Genomic DNA, 19,058 nt, shown 5'->3' on the forward strand with positions numbered 1-19,058 from the left:
AACCGGGCCGGTGCATCACGGGGGCATGGGCGCCGGAAGGCATCGCGCAGCGACGCGCGACCTGCCGGGCGCGGGGAAGTCAAGAAGGGGCTCGCGTGAGCCCCTTCTTGTCGCTTGCCGGCACCCGGCAATACATATAAATACCGCACGCACGGCAAGCGAAACCCCCGCCATTGCGCCATAAATCATACCGCCAGCCGCCAGCCGCCAGCCGCCAGCCGCCAGCGCCCCCCCCCGAGACAACAAAAAGCCCGCCGCAAGCGGCAGGCTCTCCTGGGCACCGTATGCCCGCTAATATCGCATCAAAGCCCGCGGGCCTATTTAATCTGCGATGTAAACTCGCGTTTATCGTACCCGGTATACAACTGGCGCGGACGCGCAATCTTAACGCCGTCGTCGTGCATTTCCTTCCAATGGGCAATCCAGCCCACGGTGCGCGCCATGGCGAAGATCACGGTAAACATGGTTGAGGGAATGCCCATGGCCTTCAGGATAATGCCGGAGTAGAAATCCACATTCGGATACAGCTTCTTCTCGATAAAGTACGGATCGTGCAGGGCGATATGCTCAAGCTCCATGGCTACCGCCAGCAGGTCGTCGGACAGCTTAAGTTCTTTAAGCACTTCATGGCAGGTCTCGCGCATCACGGTGGCGCGCGGATCGTAGTTCTTGTACACCCGATGGCCGAAACCCATCAGACGGAAAGAATCGTTCTTATCCTTGGCGCGTTCAATAAACGCCGGAATATGCTCCACGCTTGAGATTTCTTCCAGCATCCTCAGGGTCGCCTCGTTGGCGCCGCCATGGGCCGGCCCCCACAGGGACGCGATACCCGCCGCGATACAGGCGAATGGATTGGCGCCGGACGAGCCGGCGGTACGCACGGTGGAGGTGGATGCGTTCTGTTCATGATCGGCGTGCAGGATCAAAATCCGGTCCATGGCGCGTTCCAGCACCGGATTCACCACATACTCCTCGCACGGCGTGGAGAACATCATATGCAGGAAATTACCGGCATAGGAAAGATCGTTGCGCGGATAGACAAACGGCTGGCCGATGGAATATTTGTAGCACATCGCGGCAACCGTCGGCATCTTGGATAATAAACGGAACGCGGCGATTTCGCGGTGACGCTCGACGTTGACATCCAGCGAGTCATGATAAAAGGCCGCCAGCGCGCCGGTCACGCCGCACAATACCGCCATCGGATGCGAGTCGCGGCGAAAACCGTTAAACAGCCGGGTAATCTGCTCATGCACCATGGTGTGGCGGGTAACGATATCGCGGAATTCGTCAAACTGTTCCAGGGTCGGCGCTTCGCCGTTGAGCAGGATATAGCAGACTTCAAGGAAATTGGAGTGCAGTGCCAGTTGATCAATAGGATAGCCACGATGCAATAAAATGCCTTCGTCACCGTCTATATAGGTAATTTTAGATTCACACGATGCGGTGGAGGTAAAGCCGGGATCAAAGGTAAAATAACCTTTGCCGCCCAGAGTGCGGATATCGATCTCTTTGGCACCCAGGGTTCCGGTCAATACGTCCAGTTCGATTGGCGCTTCACCGGGTAGGTTAAGCGTCGCTTTATTGTCTGCCATTACAATCTCCTTAGCGCTTTTATGATAAATCTTCCACCGTAGAATACCGGCATGCCCGCGGGGCCTTGCGCTTTTATTGTCAGTCCGCCGCTCTGACTTGACATAATGCAGGGTACAGAGCGTGAGGATGGTGCAAGTTATTCCCGTTCAGGATGAAAAAACGGCGGTTCCCGGTTGTTGAAGATTTACTGATATTAATCTTAGCTGGTTATAAAGGCGTCTTAACCGCGAAGTTTAAGACCCGCTTCACACTGTTGCATAATCTTTGCCGAGGCGAAAGCGTCTCAACCATTACTTGCTTCGGTTATAGCATATTCGTCACGCCATTTGTAATTGAATTGTTGCTTTTTTGTCAATGCGGTTATATAGATTTGGGGTAAATGTAAAATTCGTGACCCAGGTCACTAAACAGCCTAAATGTTACCAAACAAATTGTAGGGTAATTGTAATCATTATGTGAAAGCCATATACTTCACAAAGGTCTCCGGAAGTCCCTGTTGTAGGAGCACCCAGCGTTATTTAACGCGTCATTTAAGCACAAGGGATTTGTTTATTGAGCACATGACGTGTCATGGTTAGCCTTAACGCTGTCTGAATCCACCCAGGCCCGGAGGAAGGAAAAATAATAATAGCTGTGTGGGCAAAACCGTGAAAAAACAAAGGCCTGTCAACTTGGATCTGCAAACGATCCGGTTCCCTGTTACTGCGATAGCTTCTATCCTTCACCGCGCCAGCGGTGTCATCACGTTTGTGGCCGTCGGCATCCTGTTATGGATCCTCGGTCTGTCGCTCTCCTCCGCCGAAGGCTTCGCCCAGGCTGCCGCCATCATGGACAGCTTCATCATTAAATTCATTATGTGGGGTATTTTAACCGCGCTGGCGTATCACGTCATCGGCGGCATTCGCCATATGCTGATGGATTTCGGTTACCTGGACGAGACTTTTGCCATGGGTAAATTAACGGCAAATGTTACATTTGTGATCACAATTGTGCTGTCAATACTGGCGGGAGTACTCGTATGGTAAGCAATGCTTCGGCACTGGGACGTAACGGAGTTCATGAGTGGTTATTGGTTCGCGCTTCCGCCATCGTAATCTGCCTGTACATCATCTACCTGCTCGGGTTTGTCGTGTTCGCCGACAGCCTGACCTACGATGTCTGGCGCGGTTTTTTCGCCTTGCCCATGACAAAAGTCTTTACCCTGCTGACCCTGTTATCCGTCCTGGTGCATACCTGGATCGGCATGTGGCAGGTATTAACGGATTACATCAAGGTACTGGCGCTGCGCCTGTTGTTGCAACTGGCCATCGTCATCGCCCTGTTGGTGTATTTACTTTATGGAACCGTCGTGGTGTGGGGTGCGTAAATGAGTTTGCCAGTAAGAGAATTTGACGCTGTGGTCATCGGGGCCGGCGGCGCCGGTATGCGCGCCGCGCTGCAGATTTCGCAAATGGGCCTCTCCTGCGCCCTGGTTTCCAAGGTATTCCCCACCCGTTCCCATACGGTATCCGCCCAGGGCGGCATTACCGTCGCCCTCGGCAACACCCATGAGGACGATTGGCAATGGCATATGTATGACACCGTTAAGGGCTCCGACTATATCGGCGATCAGGATGCCATTGAATATATGTGCAAAACCGGTCCGGAAGCGGTGCTGGAGCTGGAACATATGGGGCTGCCGTTTTCCCGTCTGGACGACGGGCGCATCTACCAGCGCCCCTTCGGCGGCCAGTCGCTCAACTATGGACAGGGACAGGCGGCGCGTACCGCCGCCGCCGCCGACCGTACCGGCCATGCGTTGCTGCACACCCTGTATCAGCAGAACCTGAAAAACCATACCACCATTTTTTCCGAATGGTATGCCCTGGATCTGGTGAAGAACCAGGACGGCGCCTTTGTCGGCTGCACCGCGCTGTGTATTGAAACCGGCGAAGTCGTCTATTTCAAGGCCAAGGCCACTATCCTTGCCACCGGCGGCGCCGGGCGCATCTACCAATCCACCACCAACGCCCATATCAATACCGGCGACGGGATCGGCATGGCGCTGCGCGCCGGGGTGCCGGTGCAGGATATGGAAATGTGGCAGTTCCATCCCACCGGCATCGCCGGCGCCGGGGTGCTGGTCACCGAAGGCTGCCGGGGCGAGGGCGGCTACCTGCTCAACAAGGACGGCGAGCGCTTTATGGAGCGCTATGCGCCCAACGCCAAGGATCTGGCCGGCCGCGACGTGGTCGCCCGCTCCATTATGATTGAAATTCGCGAAGGCCGCGGCTGCGACGGCCCTTTGGGCCCGCACGTCAAGCTCAAGCTCGACCATTTGGGCAAGGAAGTCCTGGAATCGCGCCTGCCGGGCATTCTGGAGTTATCCCGTACCTTTGCCCATGTCGATCCGATCAAAGAACCTATCCCGGTAATCCCCACCTGCCACTATATGATGGGCGGCGTTCCCACCAAGGTCACCGGGCAGGCGGTAACGGTGGACGCCCAGGGCAACGATGTGGTGATCCCCGGCCTGTTCGCGGTGGGTGAAATCGCCTGCGTATCGGTTCACGGCGCCAACCGCCTGGGCGGCAATTCCCTGTTGGATCTGGTGGTGTTCGGCCGTTCGGCGGGGATGCATCTTCAGGAATCCCTGACGGAACAGGGGGCTTTCCGCGATGCCAGCGACGACGATATCGACGCCTCCCTGGCGCGCTACAACCGCTGGAACAATAACCGCACCGGCGAAAATCCGGTGGATATCCGCAAAGCGTTGCAGGCCTGCATGCAAAATAACTTTTCGGTATTCCGCGAAGGCGATGCCATGGCCAAGGGCCTGGCCGAGCTGAAAACCATTCGCGAGCGGCTTAACGATGCCCGCCTGGACGATACCTCGACCGAATTCAACACCCAGCGCGTGGAATGCCTCGAACTGGACAACCTGATGGAAACCGCTTATTCCACCGCGGTGGCCGCTAATTACCGCACGGAAAGCCGTGGCGCCCACAGCCGCTTCGATTTCCCGGATCGGGACGACGAGCATTGGCTGTGTCACAGCCTGTATCTGCCGGAAAGCGACACCATGACCCGCCGCGAGGTGAACATGCAGCCGACGTTACGCCCGGCGTTCCCGCCGAAAGTGCGTACCTACTAAGGCAGAGGGCTTACGTAATGAAAGTTGAATTTTCAGTTTATCGCTATAATCCTGATGTCGACGACCAGCCGCGCATGCAGGATTACCAATTGGACGTGGGCGAAGGGCACGACATGATGGTGTTGGATGCGCTCATCCAGCTGAAGGAACAGGATCCCACGCTGGCGTTTCGCCGCTCCTGCCGCGAAGGCGTGTGCGGCTCCGACGGCGTGAATATGAACGGCAAGAACGGCCTGGCCTGTATCACGCCGTTATCCGCCCTGCGTAAAGGCGATAAAAAAGTCATCATCCGCCCGCTGCCCGGGCTGCCGGTGGTGCGTGATTTGGTGGTGGACATGGGCCAGTTCTATGCCCAGTATGAGAAGATTAAACCTTACCTGTTGAATAACGGCAGGAATCCACCGGCGCGGGAGCATTTGCAAAGCCCCGTGGAGCGCGAAAAACTGGACGGGTTATATGAATGTATCCTTTGCGCCTGTTGCTCGACCTCGTGTCCGTCCTTCTGGTGGAATCCGGATAAGTTTATCGGTCCGGCCGGGCTGCTGGCGTCCTACCGATTCCTGATAGACAGCCGCGACACCGAAAGGGCGGCGCGGCTGGATGAATTGAACGATGCTTTCAGCGTATTCCGCTGCCACAGCATCATGAATTGTGTCAGCGTATGTCCCAAAGGACTGAACCCGACCAAAGCCATCGGGCATATCAAGAGCATGCTGGTACAGCATAGCGCCTGATAGTAAAGGCAAATACGTTACATGTTAACCACGGCGAAAACTGAAGCTAACAAGCTTAAGGGATCATAATGCAGAACGGCGCAATGAAGGCCTGGCTGGATTCCTCCTACCTGGCGGGGGCGAACCAGTCCTACATAGAGCAGCTCTATGAAGACTTTTTAACGGATCCTGATTCCGTCGACGACAGCTGGAGTTTGATTTTCAAACAGCTGCCCACCGCCGGCGTCAGTCCCGATCAACTCCACTCCAAAACCCGGGATTATTTCCGGCGCCTGGCCAAAGACGCGACCCGCTATACGTCCACGGTCAACGATCCGGACAATGATTCCAAGCAGGTCAAAGTCCTGCAGCTTATCAACGCGTTCCGTTTTCGCGGCCACCAGCATGCCAACCTTGATCCGCTGGGGTTATGGAAACAGGAAACGGTGCCCGATTTAAACCCGGCGTTCCATAACCTTACCGAAGCCGATTTCCAGGAAAGCTTTAACGTCGGTTCCTTTGCCATCGGCAAGGAAACCATGAAGCTGGCCGACCTGTACGAGGCGCTGAAACGCACCTATTGCGGCTCCATCGGCGCCGAATATATGCATATCACCGATACCGAGGAGAAACGCTGGATTCAGCAGCATATCGAATCGGTGGTGGGGCAGCCGAGCTTCGATCGCGACGAAAAGAGACGTTTCCTGAGCGAGCTGACGGCGGCCGAAGGCATCGAACGCTATCTGGGCGCCAAATTCCCCGGCGCCAAACGGTTTTCGCTTGAGGGCGGCGACGCGCTTATCCCGATGCTCAAGGAAATGATCCGCTATGCCGGCAAGAACGGCACCCGTGAGGTGGTGCTGGGTATGGCGCATCGCGGCCGGCTGAACGTGCTGATTAACGTGCTGGGAAAAAAACCGCAGGATCTGTTCGACGAATTCGCCGGCAAGCATAAAGAGCATTTGGGCACCGGCGACGTGAAATATCACCAGGGTTTTTCCTCCGATATGGAAACCGAGGGCGGCATCGTCCATCTGGCCCTGGCGTTTAACCCGTCGCATCTGGAAATTGTCAGCCCGGTGGTGGGCGGCTCGGTGCGCGCGCGTATCGACCGGCTCGGCGAGCAGAGCAGTAAAATGGTGCTGCCGATTACCCTGCACGGGGATGCGGCCATCAGCGGGCAGGGCGTGGTGCAGGAAACTCTGAACATGTCCAAGGCGCGTGGTTATGACGTCGGCGGCACGGTGCGCATCGTGGTCAACAACCAGGTCGGCTTCACCACCTCCAACCCCCATGACGCCCGATCCACCCAGTACTGCACCGATATCGCCAAGATGGTGCAGGCGCCGATTTTCCACGTCAATGCCGACGATCCGGAAGCGGTGGCCTTTGTCACCCGCGTGGCGCTGGATTTCCGTACCACCTTCAAGCGCGACGTGATGATCGACCTGGTGTGCTACCGCCGCCACGGCCATAACGAGGCGGACGAACCCAGCGCCACGCAGCCGCTGATGTACCACAAGATCAAAAAACACCCGACGCCGCGCAAGATCTATGCCGATCGCCTGGAGCGCGATAGTGTCGCCACCCTGGAAGACGCCACCGAAATGGTGAATCTCTATCGCGACGCGCTCGATCGCGGCGAGTGCGTGGTGAAGGAATGGCGGCCGATGAACATGCATTCCTTTACCTGGCAGCGCTTCCTCAATCACGATTGGGACGAGGCGTATGCCAGCGAAGTCGAGCCCAAGCGCCTGCAAGAACTGGCCCGCCGCATCAGTGAAGTGCCGGAAGGCGTGGAAATGCAGCCCCGGGTGGCGAAAATCTATAGCGATCGCGCCCTGATGGCCGCCGGCAGCAAGCCGTTCGACTGGGGCGGCGCCGAAACGCTGGCCTACGCTACGCTTGTCGATGAAGGGGTGCCGATACGCCTGTCCGGCGAGGATACGGCGCGCGGCACCTTTTTCCATCGCCACGCGGTGGTGCATAACCAGAAAAACGGCTCCACCTATACGCCGCTGGCCCATGTGCATAACGGCCAGGGCTCCTTTCGGGTATGGGACTCCGTACTGTCCGAAGAGGCGGTGCTGGCGTTTGAATACGGTTATGCCACCGCCGAGCCGCGTACCCTGGTTATCTGGGAAGCGCAGTTCGGCGATTTCGCCAACGGCGCCCAGGTGGTGATCGACCAGTTCATCAGCTCCGGCGAGCAGAAATGGGGACGGATGTGCGGGCTGGTGATGCTGCTGCCCCATGGTTACGAAGGGCAGGGACCGGAACATTCTTCGGCCCGCCTGGAGCGCTATCTGCAGCTGTGCGCCGAGCAGAACATGCAGGTCTGCGTTCCGAGCACGCCGGCGCAGGTTTATCATATGCTGCGGCGCCAGGCGTTGCGCAATATGCGCCGACCGCTGATTGTCATGTCGCCGAAATCGCTGCTGCGCCATCCGCTGGCCATCTCGTCGCTGGAGGATATGGCTAACGGTAGTTTCTTGCCGGCCATTGGCGAAATTGACGATCTGGATCCCAAGGACGTTAAGCGCGTCGTGCTCTGTTCTGGTAAGGTTTATTATGACTTATTGGATCAGCGGCGCAAAAACGGGCAGCGGGATGTGGCCATCGTGCGAATCGAACAACTGTATCCGTTCCCGCATCAGGCGGTGCGGGAGGCATTGCAACCTTTTGCCCATGTGCAGGATTTTATCTGGTGCCAGGAGGAACCGCTCAATCAGGGTGCCTGGTATTGCAGCCAGCATCATTTCCTTGAAGTCATTACTCGTGGAGCATCGCTACGTTACGCGGGACGCCCGGCTTCCGCCTCGCCGGCGGTTGGGTATTTGTCCGTGCACCAGACACAACAAAAAAATCTGGTCAATGACGCGCTGAACGTTAATTAAATATAAGGATAGATAATGAGTAGCGTAGATATTCTGGTTCCCGATCTTCCTGAATCGGTTGCCGATGCAACCGTCGCCACCTGGCACAAAAAGCCCGGCGATAGCGTTCAGCGTGATGAAGTGCTGGTGGAAATCGAAACCGACAAAGTGGTGCTGGAAGTCCCGGCCCCCGAGGCGGGCGTGCTGGATGCATTGCTGGAGGATGAAGGGGCGACCGTCACTTCCCGCCAGGTGCTCGGACGCCTGCGTCCCGGCGACAGTTCCGGACAGGAAACGGCCGAAAAATCGCAAAGCAAGGAATCCACCCCGGCGCAGCGCTATACCGCCGGCCTTGAGGAAGAAAGCAACGAAGCGCTCAGCCCGGCCATCCGCCGGCTTATCGCCGAACATGATTTGAAGGCCGAAGAGATTAAAGGCAGCGGCGTCGGCGGGCGCATCACCCGCGAGGATGTGGATAAACATCTGGTGGCCAAAACGTCCGCGCCGGCTCCCGCCGCCGCGCCGGCGCCGGCAGCCAAGGCACCGGAGTCCGCGCCTGTCGCCGGGCTGGGCAACCGCAGTGAAAAACGCGTGCCGATGACCCGTTTACGCAAACGGGTCGCCGAGCGGCTGCTGGAAGCGAAAAACAATACCGCCATGTTGACCACCTTTAATGAAGTCAACATGCAGCCGATTATGGAGCTGCGTAAGCAGTACGGCGACGGCTTTGAAAAACGCCACGGCATCCGTCTCGGCTTTATGTCTTTTTATATTAAAGCGGTGGTGGAAGCGCTGAAACGCTTCCCGGAAGTCAACGCCTCCATCGATGGCGAAGACGTGGTCTACCACAACTACTTCGACATCAGCATTGCGGTATCCACTCCGCGCGGGCTGGTGACGCCGGTGCTGCGCGATGTGGATGCGCTGGGCATGAGCGATATCGAGAAGGCCATCAAGGAACTGGCGATAAAGGGCCGCGACGGCAAGCTGAAAGTGGAAGAACTGACCGGCGGTAACTTTACCATTACCAACGGCGGCGTATTCGGATCGCTGATGTCCACGCCCATCATCAACCCGCCGCAAAGCGCCATCCTCGGCATGCATGCCATCAAGGACCGGCCGATGGCGGTGAACGGGCAGGTGGTTATCCTGCCGATGATGTACCTGGCGCTGTCCTACGATCACCGTCTGATTGACGGCAAGGAATCGGTGAGCTTCCTGGTCACGATCAAGGACATGCTGGAAGACCCGACGCGCTTACTGCTTGATGTATAGCAATCGTCGGTCGCGGGCCGGGAAGTCACCGGGCCGCGGCCGGCCGGTTGCCTGCGGGACGTAGCGCCATGGCGCCTGCGCAAGCACCATTCGAGGGCGGCTGAATCACGCCGCCGCCGACACTCCCAGACGAAGATGGAAACAACATCATGAATTTACATGAATATCAGGCAAAACAGCTGTTTGCTCGGTATGGTCTGCCTGCCCCCACGGGTTTTGCGTGCACCACGCCGCGGGAAGCGGAAGAATCCGCCTCCAAGATCGGCGCCGGTCCCTGGGTAGTTAAATGCCAGGTTCACGCCGGTGGCCGCGGCAAGTCCGGCGGCGTCAAGGTGGTTAAAAGCAAAGAGGAAATCCGCGCCTTCGCCGAACACTGGCTGGGCAAGCGCCTGGTAACCTATCAGACGGACGCCCTGGGCCAGCCGGTTCACCAAATCCTGGTGGAGGCGGCAACCGATATTGATAAGGAACTTTACCTGGGCGCGGTGGTGGATCGCGGATCCCGGCGCGTGGTCTTTATGGCCTCCACTGAAGGCGGCGTGGAAATTGAAAAAGTTGCCGAAGAGACGCCGCACCTGATCCATAAGGTTTCCCTCGATCCCCTGACCGGCCCCCAGCCGTTCCAGGGCCGCGAGCTGGCGTTTAAGCTGGGTCTTTCGGGCAAGCAGGTCGGGCAGTTCACCAAGATTTTCATGGGACTGGCCGCGCTGTTCCTGGAGCGGGATCTGGCGCTGGTGGAAATTAATCCGCTGGTTATCACCCGGGAAGGCAATCTGGTCTGCCTGGACGGCAAGCTGAGCGCCGACGGCAACGCCTTGTTTCGCCAGCCGGAGCTGCGTGAAATGCGCGATAAGAGTCAGGAAGACGCCCGTGAGGCCCAGGCTGCGCAGTGGGAGCTGAACTATGTGGCGCTCGACGGCAATATCGGCTGCATGGTGAACGGCGCGGGCCTGGCCATGGGCACCATGGATATCGTTAAGCTGCACGGCGGTTCCCCGGCCAACTTCCTGGATGTGGGCGGCGGCGCCACCAAGGAGCGCGTGACCGAAGCCTTTAAGATCATCCTGTCGGACGAAAACGTTAAAGCGGTGCTGGTGAATATTTTCGGCGGTATCGTGCGCTGCGACCTGATTGCCGAAGGCATTATCGGCGCGGTGGCGGATGTGGGGGTTAACGTGCCGGTGGTGGTGCGTCTGGAAGGCAATAACGCCGAGCTGGGCGCGAAGATCCTGGCCGAGAGCGGCCTGAATATTATTGCCGCCACCAGTCTGACCGACGCGGCACAACAAGCGGTCGCCGCGGTGGAGGGAAAATAATGTCCATATTAATTGATAAAAATACCAAAGTTATCTGCCAGGGATTCACCGGCAGCCAGGGCACGTTTCACTCCGAGCAGGCGCTGGCCTACGGCACCAAAATGGTCGGCGGCGTCACGCCGGGCAAGGGCGGCACCGAGCATCTCGGCCTGCCGGTGTTTAATACCGTGCGCGAAGCCGTGGAAAAAACCGGCGCCACCGCTTCGGTGATTTACGTCCCGGCGCCGTTTTGCAAAGATTCCATCCTGGAGGCGGTTGACGCCGGCATTGAGCTGATTATCTGTATTACCGAGGGTATCCCGACCCTGGATATGCTGGTGGTGAAGGCCAAGCTGGAGCAAAGCGGCTCGCGGATGATCGGGCCGAACTGTCCGGGCGTCATTACTCCCGGCGAATGCAAGATAGGCATCATGCCCGGTCATATTCACAAACCGGGCCGGGTGGGTATAGTGTCGCGTTCCGGCACCCTGACCTACGAGGCGGTTAAACAGACCACCGATACCGGGCTGGGGCAGTCCAGCTGCGTCGGCATCGGCGGCGACCCGATCCCCGGCTCGAACTTTATCGATATCCTGAAGCTGTTCGAGCAGGATCCGCAGACCGAGGCGATCGTGATGATCGGCGAAATCGGCGGCAGCGCGGAAGAGGAAGCCGCCGCCTATATCAAGGATCATGTCACCAAACCGGTGGTGGGTTATATTGCGGGCGTTACCGCGCCTAAAGGCAAGCGTATGGGGCATGCCGGGGCGATTATCGCCGGCGGCAAAGGCACCGCGGACGAGAAATTCGCCGCGCTGGAAGCGGCGGGAGTGAAGACCGTGCGCAGCCTGGCGGATATCGGCGCCGCGCTGAAGACCCTGCTGCCATAGCATAAGCCAGCGTGCCCGCTAACCGGATCGATGTGTGATCCGGTGCTGGCGGGCATACCGTGCCATGGGGCGCTTGGTCGGGCGGATAAACCACGCCCGATTCGACCCCATCGGCACGCTCTCCCTTGAACACGTTTGCTTTGGGTCCGGTGTTGGCGCACTCTCGCTTTAACACCTCTGTTGTGAGTTCGGCGCTGAAATCGGGTTGCCGTTTTGGCTACCTGGTCTGTCCCCTTCTTTTTTTCTTCGCCATGTCCCCTTTATTGTGAATTAAATCCATAATTGTGATAGCGCGCTTCTATTGCATCATTAGGTCATTAAATAATGATGTCTTAACAAATAGAAAATATTTCCGGCGGTTTTTTTGCCTTTTTACTTAATTTCGCGATCTTATTAATTACAGTTTTTTAACATCAGCGCTTTTGTAAAGTAAATAAATAACACTCTTTAACATTCTTAGAGAAAAATTGCGCTAAATCAATGATTTTTGGTGGCGTTTTATGTTCAAATCAGCAAAACTTGCGCTGGCTCAATTTCACTATTGCCGTCGATAAAATCGTGTTTTGATCGAGACGTGATTTCATAAGCTGCATCACGAAAAAAGGTATTTATCCTGAGTAAGTTGAGGGGTACTATATGGTTGGTTTAATGCCAGATAGTGCGTTTGAAAAAAAAACCGCCGTCGATTTACCGCTTGGGCGCCAGGTTGTCCGTTTTTGCCGGTTAAATCGATAATCGGGAACAATTATAAACTCTTTATTATTCACCGCGGGTTGTTGCGTCGCTTTGTTATGCCAGGGCGCCAGATTACCGCACGTGGGAACCATCCTGCGAGGAGCAAGGAGTCAACATGTTTGATGTCGTCGAACTGTCACGGTTACAGTTTGCCCTAACGGCGATGTACCATTTCCTGTTTGTCCCACTGACCCTGGGGCTGGCGTTCTTATTAGCCATCATGGAAACGGTCTACGTCCTGTCCGGCAAGCAGATCTATAAAGATATGACGAAATTCTGGGGCAAGTTGTTTGGTATCAACTTTGCCCTGGGGGTAGCCACCGGCCTGACCATGGAATTCCAGTTCGGAACCAACTGGTCGTACTTTTCCCACTACGTCGGCGACATATTTGGTGCTCCGCTGGCCATCGAAGGATTAATGGCCTTCTTCCTGGAGTCCACCTTTGTCGGTCTGTTCTTCTTCGGCTGGGATCGCCTGAGCAAAACGCAGCATCTGACGGTCACCTGGATGGTGGCGTTGGGCTCCAACCTGTCCGCTTTGTGGATACTGGTGGCCAACGGCTGGATGCAAAATCCCATCGCGTCGGATTTCAACTATGAAACCATGCGCATGGAAATGGTCAGCTTCGCCGACCTGGTGCTCAATCCGGTCGCGCAGGTGAAGTTCGTGCATACCGTGGCCGCGGGCTATTGTACCGGCGCCATGTTTGTCCTGGGCATCAGTTCCTACTACCTGCTTAAAGGTCGTGACATCGCCTTCGCCAGGAGATCTTACGCCATCGCGGCGGCGTTCGGCATGGCGGCCGTGCTGTCCGTGATCGTGCTGGGTGATGAATCCGGCTATGAAATGGGCGACGTGCAAAAAACCAAACTGGCGGCCATCGAGGCGGAATGGGAAACGCAGCCCGCGCCGGCTCCGTTTACCCTGTTCGGCATCCCCGACCAGACCCTGCAGCGCAATCATTTCTCCATCCAGATCCCCTTTGCCCTGGGCATTATCGCCACCCGATCGACGGATCGCCAGGTCACCGGCATCAAGGACCTGATGGCGCAGCATCAAATCCGTATCCGCAACGGCATGAAAGCCTATGAACTGTTGCAGCAGCTGCGCGGCGGCCATGCCGATCCGGCGGCGCGCGCCCAGTTCAACGCGATAAAACAGGATTTGGGTTACGGCCTGCTGTTGAAACGCTACACGGATGATATCCCCAACGCCACCGAAGAGCAGATCCAGAGCGCCACCAGCGATTCCATTCCGCGCGTGGCGCCGCTGTACTTCTCCTTCCGCATCATGGTGCTCGGCGGGGTGCTGATGCTTATTATCATCACACTGTCCTTCTGGAGCGTGATCCGTAACCGCATCGGCCAACGTCCCTGGCTGCACCGCGCCGCGCTGTACGGCATTCCCATTCCCTGGATCGCCATCGAAGCCGGCTGGTTTGTCGCCGAGTATGGCCGCCAGCCCTGGGCCATCGGTGAAATATTGCCGACCGCGGTCGCAAACTCCAGCCTGACCGCGGGCGATATCCTGTTCTCCATGGGGCTTATCTGCGGGCTGTATACCCTGTTCCTGGTGGCCGAGATGTATTTGATGTTTAAATACGCGCGCCTGGGGCCGAGCAGCCTGCACACCGGTCGCTATCATTTCGAGCAGCCGACGCTCACCACGCAGAAAGCATACTAAGGAGCCCACGCCATGTTTGACTATGAAGTATTACGCTTAATCTGGTGGGTGCTGATCGGTGTCCTGCTGATAGGTTTCGCGGTAACCGACGGCTTTGATATGGGCGTCGGCATGCTGATGCGCATCATGGGCCGCAACGATACCGAACGGCGGATCATGATCAATACCATTGCGCCGCATTGGGAAGGCAACCAGGTCTGGTTGGTCACCGCAGGCGGCGCGCTGTTCGCCGCCTGGCCGATGGTTTACGCCGCGGCGTTTTCCGGGTTCTATATCGCCATGATCCTGGTGCTGGCTTCGCTGTTTTTCCGTCCGGTGGGCTTTGATTACCGGTCAAAAATCGAAGATCCGCGCTGGCGCGGCATGTGGGACTGGGGCATCTTTATCGGCAGTTTTGTGCCGCCGGTGGTGATAGGCGTTGCCTTCGGCAACCTGCTGCTGGGTGTCCCCTTCCACGTGGATGAGTACCTGCGCCTTTATTATACCGGCACCTTCTTCCAACTGCTGAATCCCTTTGGCCTCCTGGCGGGGCTGGTTAGCCTGGCGATGTTTATCAGCATGGGCGGGACCTATCTGCAGATGCGCGTCGCCGGCGATCTGCTGGCGCGGGTTCGCGCCGTAACGCAAATCAGCAGCCTGGCGACGCTGGTGCTGTTCCTGCTTGGCGGCGTGTGGCTGGTCAACGGCATCGACGGTTTCACCATTACCTCGGTTATCGATACCAACGCCGTGTCCAACCCGCTGAACAAAACCGTGGCGCACCAGGCCGGCGCGTGGCTGGCCAATTACCACAGCTATCCGCTGCTTTGGGCGATTCCGGCGCTTGGCGTGGCGCTGCCGTTGCTGACCCTGCTGTGTTCACGCCTTGGCAAAGGCGCCTGGGCGTTTATTTTTTCTTCGCTTACCGTTGCGTGCATCATCCTGACGGCGGGGGTAACCTTATTTCCGTTTATCATGCCGTCGACCACCATGCCTGAAGCCAGCCTCACGGTATGGGACGCCACCTCCAGCCTGCTGACGCTTAAGGTGATGACCATCGTCGCCGTTATTTTCGTGCCGATTGTGCTGCTCTATACCATCTGGTGTTATTACAAGATGTATGGTCGCATCACCAAAGAGCATATCGAACAAAACGCGCATACGCTGTACTGAGGAAGGAGCTGAAAATGTGGTATTTTGCCTGGATATTGGGAACGCTGCTCGCCTGCGCCTTCGGTATAATCACCGCCCTGGCGCTGGAGCATCACGAAGACAGCCAGCCGCGCGGCGGCGAACGGATTGAGAACGATCTGAAGTGATAAGGTCCGTCACCGACGTCCTCTACCGCCTGACCGACAGCGGCCCGTTGCGGCTGTTGTCGCTTATCATGGCGCTGGCGCTTGCCGGCTGCGTCTTCTGGATGCCGGCGCGTTTCGCCTCCACCACCAGTTCGCTGGCGGCCTGGCATAACCTGCTGATTATCTGGGCGGTTTGCGCGGGTGTTATCCACGGCGTCGGTTTCCGTCCACGTCGCTTGGGATGGCGGCTGGCGTTTTTGCCGCCGGCGGCAATGCTGCTGCTGGCCATTGCGCTTGGTTATTTATTTCTCTGAATATCAAAGCCGGACAATGCTGTTTTAATTGGCGTTGTTTCGGCAACAGCATTTTGCGAAAAAAGTTATTCTAATAAAATGCTTTGCCAAATGGGTTATTTCACGACTCCCGCATTTCGTTAACACACCGGGTATATTGCCGGGACTTTTTGTCAGCAGTTCAGCCATATTCTTTACATAGCCCGCCGCGCCGGGCGCCCGCGCCCGCTTTATCCATAATTATTTTCAATCATCCGAGGTAATCCATTCCCAACGTGGTTGGTCTTGCGTATAGTAAGCACCGTTGTTTTGCGTTGCTGGGATGTACAGTGAGTAATACGTTATTCCGATGGCCGGTGCGCGTCTATTATGAAGATACGGACGCCGGGGGTGTGGTCTATCACGCACGCTATGTGGTTTTTTATGAAAGAGCCCGTACCGAAATGCTGCGCCAGCATAATTTCCATCAGCATGCCTTACTGAGCGAGAATATCGCTTTTGTGGTGAGGCGCATCACGGTGGACTATCTCGCCTCAGCGCGTCTGGACGATTTGCTGCAAGTAGAAAGTGAAATCGTCTCAATGCGCGGTGCCTCTCTGACTTTTGCGCAACGCATCCTGAACGCTGAAGGGCAACTTCTCAGCCAGGCGGATGTTTTGATAGCCTGTATTGATCTACACCAAATGAAGCCTGTCGCGCTTCCTAAGTCTATTGTCGCGGAGTTCAAGCAGTGACTGACATGAACATTTTTGATCTGTTCCTGAAAGCAAGCTTTCTGGTTAAACTGATCATGTTGATTTTAATGTGCTTTTCCATTGCATCCTGGGCGATTATCATCCAGCGCACCCGTATTTTAAACACGGCCACCCGCGAGGCGGAAGCCTTCGAGGACAAATTCTGGTCGGGTATCGAATTGTCCCGCCTGTACCAGGAAAGCCAGACCCGTCGCGACGTGCTGACCGGATCCGAGCAGATCTTCTATTCCGGCTTTAAAGAATTCGCCCGTCTGCACCGCGCCAATAGCCATGCGCCGGAAGCCGTGGTGGAAGGCGCTTCGCGCGCCATGCGCATTTCCATGAACCGCGAGCTGGAAGCGTTGGAAACCCATATTCCTTTCTTGGGCACGGTAGGTTCCATCAGCCCGTATATCGGTCTGTTCGGCACCGTCTGGGGCATCATGCACGCCTTTATCGGCCTGGGCGCGGTTAAACAGGCCACCCTGCAAATGGTCGCCCCCGGCATCGCCGAAGCGCTGATCGCCACGGCGATAGGCCTGTTCGCCGCCATTCCGGCGGTCATGGCCTACAACCGGCTCAGCCAGCGGGTGAACAAGCTGGATCAGAACTACGACAACTTCACCGAAGAGTTCATCGCCATCCTGCATCGCCAGGCCTTCGCCAGCAGCGATAGCGCTAAGTAGAAGGAGGGGAGAGCATGGCTCGCAGACGTGGTCGGAATCAAATAAAGTCGGAAATCAACATTGTTCCACTGCTCGACGTGCTGCTGGTGCTGGTGTTGATCTTCATGGCGACGGCGCCCATCATCACCCAGAGCGTCGAGGTGGATCTGCCCGACGCGACGGATTCAAAAGCGGTCAGCAGCGATGATAACCCGCCGGTGATTGTGGAAGTGTCGGGCGTCGGCCAATACAGTCTGGTGGTGGATCACAACCGTATGGAACAGTTGCCGCCGGAGCAGGTGGTGGCCGAGGCGCGTGCGCGCATTACGGCCAATCCTAAAGCGATATTTTTAATCGGCGGCGCGAAAGACGTGCCTTATGATGAAATTATCAAGGCGCTGAATCTGCTGCATCAGGCCGGCGTTAAGTCGGTGGGCCTGATGACCCAGCCCATTTAACGGCATACTGATCATGCGCGATTTTACTGGCAAATCTGTTTTTGGGAATCGATTGTGGTAAAGGCAACCGAACAGAACGATAAGCTCAAACGCGCCATTATTATTTCGATTGTTCTGCATATTATCCTGATCGGGTTATTGGTCTGGAGTTCCTACACGCAGACTCTCGAATCCAGTGGCGGCGGCGGAGGCGGCTCGTCCATCGACGCGGTAATGGTCGATCCCGGTGCCGTGGTGCAACAGTATAACCGTCAACAGCAGCAGCAGACGGACGCCCAGCGCGCGTCGCAGCTGCGTGAAAAACAGGCGCAACAGCAGGCGGAAGAGCTGCAGCAAAAGCAGGCGGCCGAGCAGCAGCGACTGAAAGAATTGGAGAAAGACCGGCTGGCGGCGCAGGAAGCGGCGCAGCAGCAGAAAGAACAGCAGGCGGAGCAACAAAAACAGGCCGCCGAAGCCGCTAAACAGGCGGCGGAACAAAAGCAGCAGGCGGAAGCCGCTACCCAGCAGGCCAAGGAACAGCAGAAACAGGCGGAAGCCGCGGCAGCCCAGGCCAAGGCCGAGGCGGCCCAGCAGGCTAAAGCCGCCGCTGAGGCGAAAAAGCAGGCGGAAGCCGAGGCCAGTAAACAGGCCGCCGCCGCCGCGGCCGCGGCAAAAAAACAGGCTGACGCCGCGGCGCAGGCCAAGGCCGAACAGGCCGCCAAGGCCAAAGCCGTGGAAGACGCGAAAAAAGAAGCGGCCGCAGAAGCGGCGGCCGCCAAGGCGGAAGCCGCAAAAGCCGCCGCCGCCGAAAAAGCCGAGGCCACCGCCAAGGCCGACGCCGCCAAAGCGGCCGCGGCCAAGGCGGAAGCGGCTAAAGAGAAATCCGACGCCGCCGCGGCGGCCAAGGCCGAGCAGGCCGCCAAGGATAAAGCCGCCGCCGCGGCCGAAGCCAAGGCCGCCGCGGCCGCCGCGAAAAAAGCGGCCGGGGATGCGAAAAAAGCCGCCGCCGCCGCGGCCGCCAAGCAGTCCAATGAAGTCGACGATTTACTGGGTGGTTTGACCGATTCGAAAAACGCGCCGAAAGCCGGCGGCGGGCCTAGCGGGGGCAGTAAGCCTAAAGGCACGGGTACGAGCAAGGAGAGCGGGGCCTCAGGCGCGGAAATAAGTAGTTACGCCGGCCTGGTCAAAGCGGCCATCGAAGCGAAGTTTTACAGCGATCCTTCATTCACCGGCAAGACATGCGTGTTGCGCCTGAAGCTGGCTCCTGATGGCATGGTAATCTCGGTCTCTTCCGAAGGCGGTGACCCGGCCTTGTGCCAGGCGGCTGTCTCGGCGGCGAAACTGGCTAAAATACCTAAACCGCCAACCCAGGCCGTTTATGAAGTATTCAAAAATGCGCCAATTGATTTTAAACCGCAATAATGGGTAAAGAAGTCAAAATATAGCGGTGAG

At 57.2% G+C, this 19,058-nt stretch carries 17 protein-coding genes; 16 read left to right on the forward strand and 1 reads right to left on the reverse strand.

The annotated features are described in order from the left end of the window. Window positions 1–317 precede the first annotated feature (317 nt). A complete protein-coding gene (locus VGC33_RS12855) occupies window positions 318–1,598 on the reverse strand; it encodes a citrate synthase (protein ID WP_331121160.1) in 1,281 nt (426 codons plus the stop codon). A gap of 636 nt (window positions 1,599–2,234) precedes the next feature. Here VGC33_RS12855 and sdhC point away from each other — a divergent pair. The 16 genes from sdhC (at window position 2,235) to tolA (ending at window position 19,028) form a co-directional block, all read left to right on the forward strand. Next, entirely contained in the window at window positions 2,235–2,624 is a 390-nt protein-coding gene (gene sdhC, locus VGC33_RS12860; protein ID WP_331121161.1) for a succinate dehydrogenase cytochrome b556 subunit, read from the forward strand. Beyond that, a complete protein-coding gene (gene sdhD, locus VGC33_RS12865) occupies window positions 2,618–2,965 on the forward strand; it encodes a succinate dehydrogenase membrane anchor subunit (RefSeq protein ID WP_331121162.1) in 348 nt (115 codons plus the stop codon). The genes sdhC and sdhD overlap by 7 nt, the downstream gene beginning before the upstream one ends. Further along, complete coding sequence (sdhA, locus tag VGC33_RS12870; RefSeq protein WP_331121163.1) at window positions 2,966–4,732, forward strand: succinate dehydrogenase flavoprotein subunit; 1,767 nt, start codon at window positions 2,966–2,968, stop codon at window positions 4,730–4,732. A gap of 17 nt (window positions 4,733–4,749) precedes the next feature. Then, window positions 4,750–5,466, forward strand: coding sequence for a succinate dehydrogenase iron-sulfur subunit (locus VGC33_RS12875; protein ID WP_331121164.1), 717 nt, complete (start codon window positions 4,750–4,752; stop codon window positions 5,464–5,466). 68 nt (window positions 5,467–5,534) lie between these two features. Continuing rightward, complete coding sequence (gene sucA / locus VGC33_RS12880) at window positions 5,535–8,342, forward strand: 2-oxoglutarate dehydrogenase E1 component (protein WP_331121165.1); 2,808 nt, start codon at window positions 5,535–5,537, stop codon at window positions 8,340–8,342. Window positions 8,343–8,357: 15 nt separating this feature from the next. Next, window positions 8,358–9,596 (forward strand): 2-oxoglutarate dehydrogenase complex dihydrolipoyllysine-residue succinyltransferase, encoded by a 1,239-nt coding sequence (gene odhB / locus VGC33_RS12885; protein WP_331121166.1) that lies wholly within the window; start codon window positions 8,358–8,360, stop codon window positions 9,594–9,596. Between the two features lie 149 nt (window positions 9,597–9,745). Continuing rightward, window positions 9,746–10,912 carry an ADP-forming succinate--CoA ligase subunit beta gene (sucC, locus tag VGC33_RS12890; protein WP_331121167.1) on the forward strand — a complete coding sequence of 389 codons (1,167 nt, stop codon included), beginning with the start codon at window positions 9,746–9,748 and terminating at the stop codon, window positions 10,910–10,912. Then, window positions 10,912–11,781, forward strand: coding sequence for a succinate--CoA ligase subunit alpha (gene sucD, locus VGC33_RS12895; protein WP_331121168.1), 870 nt, complete (start codon window positions 10,912–10,914; stop codon window positions 11,779–11,781). Before sucC ends, sucD begins: the two co-directional genes overlap by 1 nt. An 850-nt stretch (window positions 11,782–12,631) precedes the next feature. Further along, the gene (gene cydA / locus VGC33_RS12900) at window positions 12,632–14,200 is read left to right on the forward strand and encodes a cytochrome ubiquinol oxidase subunit I (protein WP_331121169.1); all 1,569 of its coding nucleotides are present in this window, start codon (window positions 12,632–12,634) and stop codon (window positions 14,198–14,200) included. A 12-nt stretch (window positions 14,201–14,212) separates the two neighbouring features. Further along, window positions 14,213–15,352 carry a cytochrome d ubiquinol oxidase subunit II gene (gene cydB, locus VGC33_RS12905; RefSeq protein WP_331121170.1) on the forward strand — a complete coding sequence of 380 codons (1,140 nt, stop codon included), beginning with the start codon at window positions 14,213–14,215 and terminating at the stop codon, window positions 15,350–15,352. 14 nt (window positions 15,353–15,366) lie between these two features. Beyond that, window positions 15,367–15,498, forward strand: a complete 132-nt coding sequence (gene cydX, locus VGC33_RS12910) for a cytochrome bd-I oxidase subunit CydX (protein WP_331121171.1) — start codon at window positions 15,367–15,369, stop codon at window positions 15,496–15,498. Beyond that, window positions 15,498–15,791, forward strand: a complete 294-nt coding sequence (gene ybgE, locus VGC33_RS12915) for a cyd operon protein YbgE (RefSeq protein WP_331121190.1) — start codon at window positions 15,498–15,500, stop codon at window positions 15,789–15,791. Before cydX ends, ybgE begins: the two co-directional genes overlap by 1 nt. Before the next feature lie 308 nt (window positions 15,792–16,099). After that, window positions 16,100–16,504, forward strand: coding sequence for a tol-pal system-associated acyl-CoA thioesterase (gene ybgC, locus VGC33_RS12920; protein ID WP_331121172.1), 405 nt, complete (start codon window positions 16,100–16,102; stop codon window positions 16,502–16,504). Continuing rightward, window positions 16,501–17,190 (forward strand): Tol-Pal system protein TolQ, encoded by a 690-nt coding sequence (gene tolQ / locus VGC33_RS12925; protein WP_331121173.1) that lies wholly within the window; start codon window positions 16,501–16,503, stop codon window positions 17,188–17,190. Before ybgC ends, tolQ begins: the two co-directional genes overlap by 4 nt. A gap of 14 nt (window positions 17,191–17,204) precedes the next feature. Continuing rightward, window positions 17,205–17,627, forward strand: coding sequence for a colicin uptake protein TolR (tolR, locus tag VGC33_RS12930; RefSeq protein WP_331121174.1), 423 nt, complete (start codon window positions 17,205–17,207; stop codon window positions 17,625–17,627). A 54-nt stretch (window positions 17,628–17,681) separates the two neighbouring features. Further along, window positions 17,682–19,028, forward strand: coding sequence for a cell envelope integrity protein TolA (gene tolA / locus VGC33_RS12935; RefSeq protein ID WP_331121175.1), 1,347 nt, complete (start codon window positions 17,682–17,684; stop codon window positions 19,026–19,028). Window positions 19,029–19,058: the final 30 nt, after the last annotated feature.

It is taken from the genome of Acerihabitans sp., from assembly GCF_036398755.1.
In the GTDB taxonomy this organism is placed as follows: Bacteria; Pseudomonadota; Gammaproteobacteria; order Enterobacterales; family Enterobacteriaceae; genus Acerihabitans.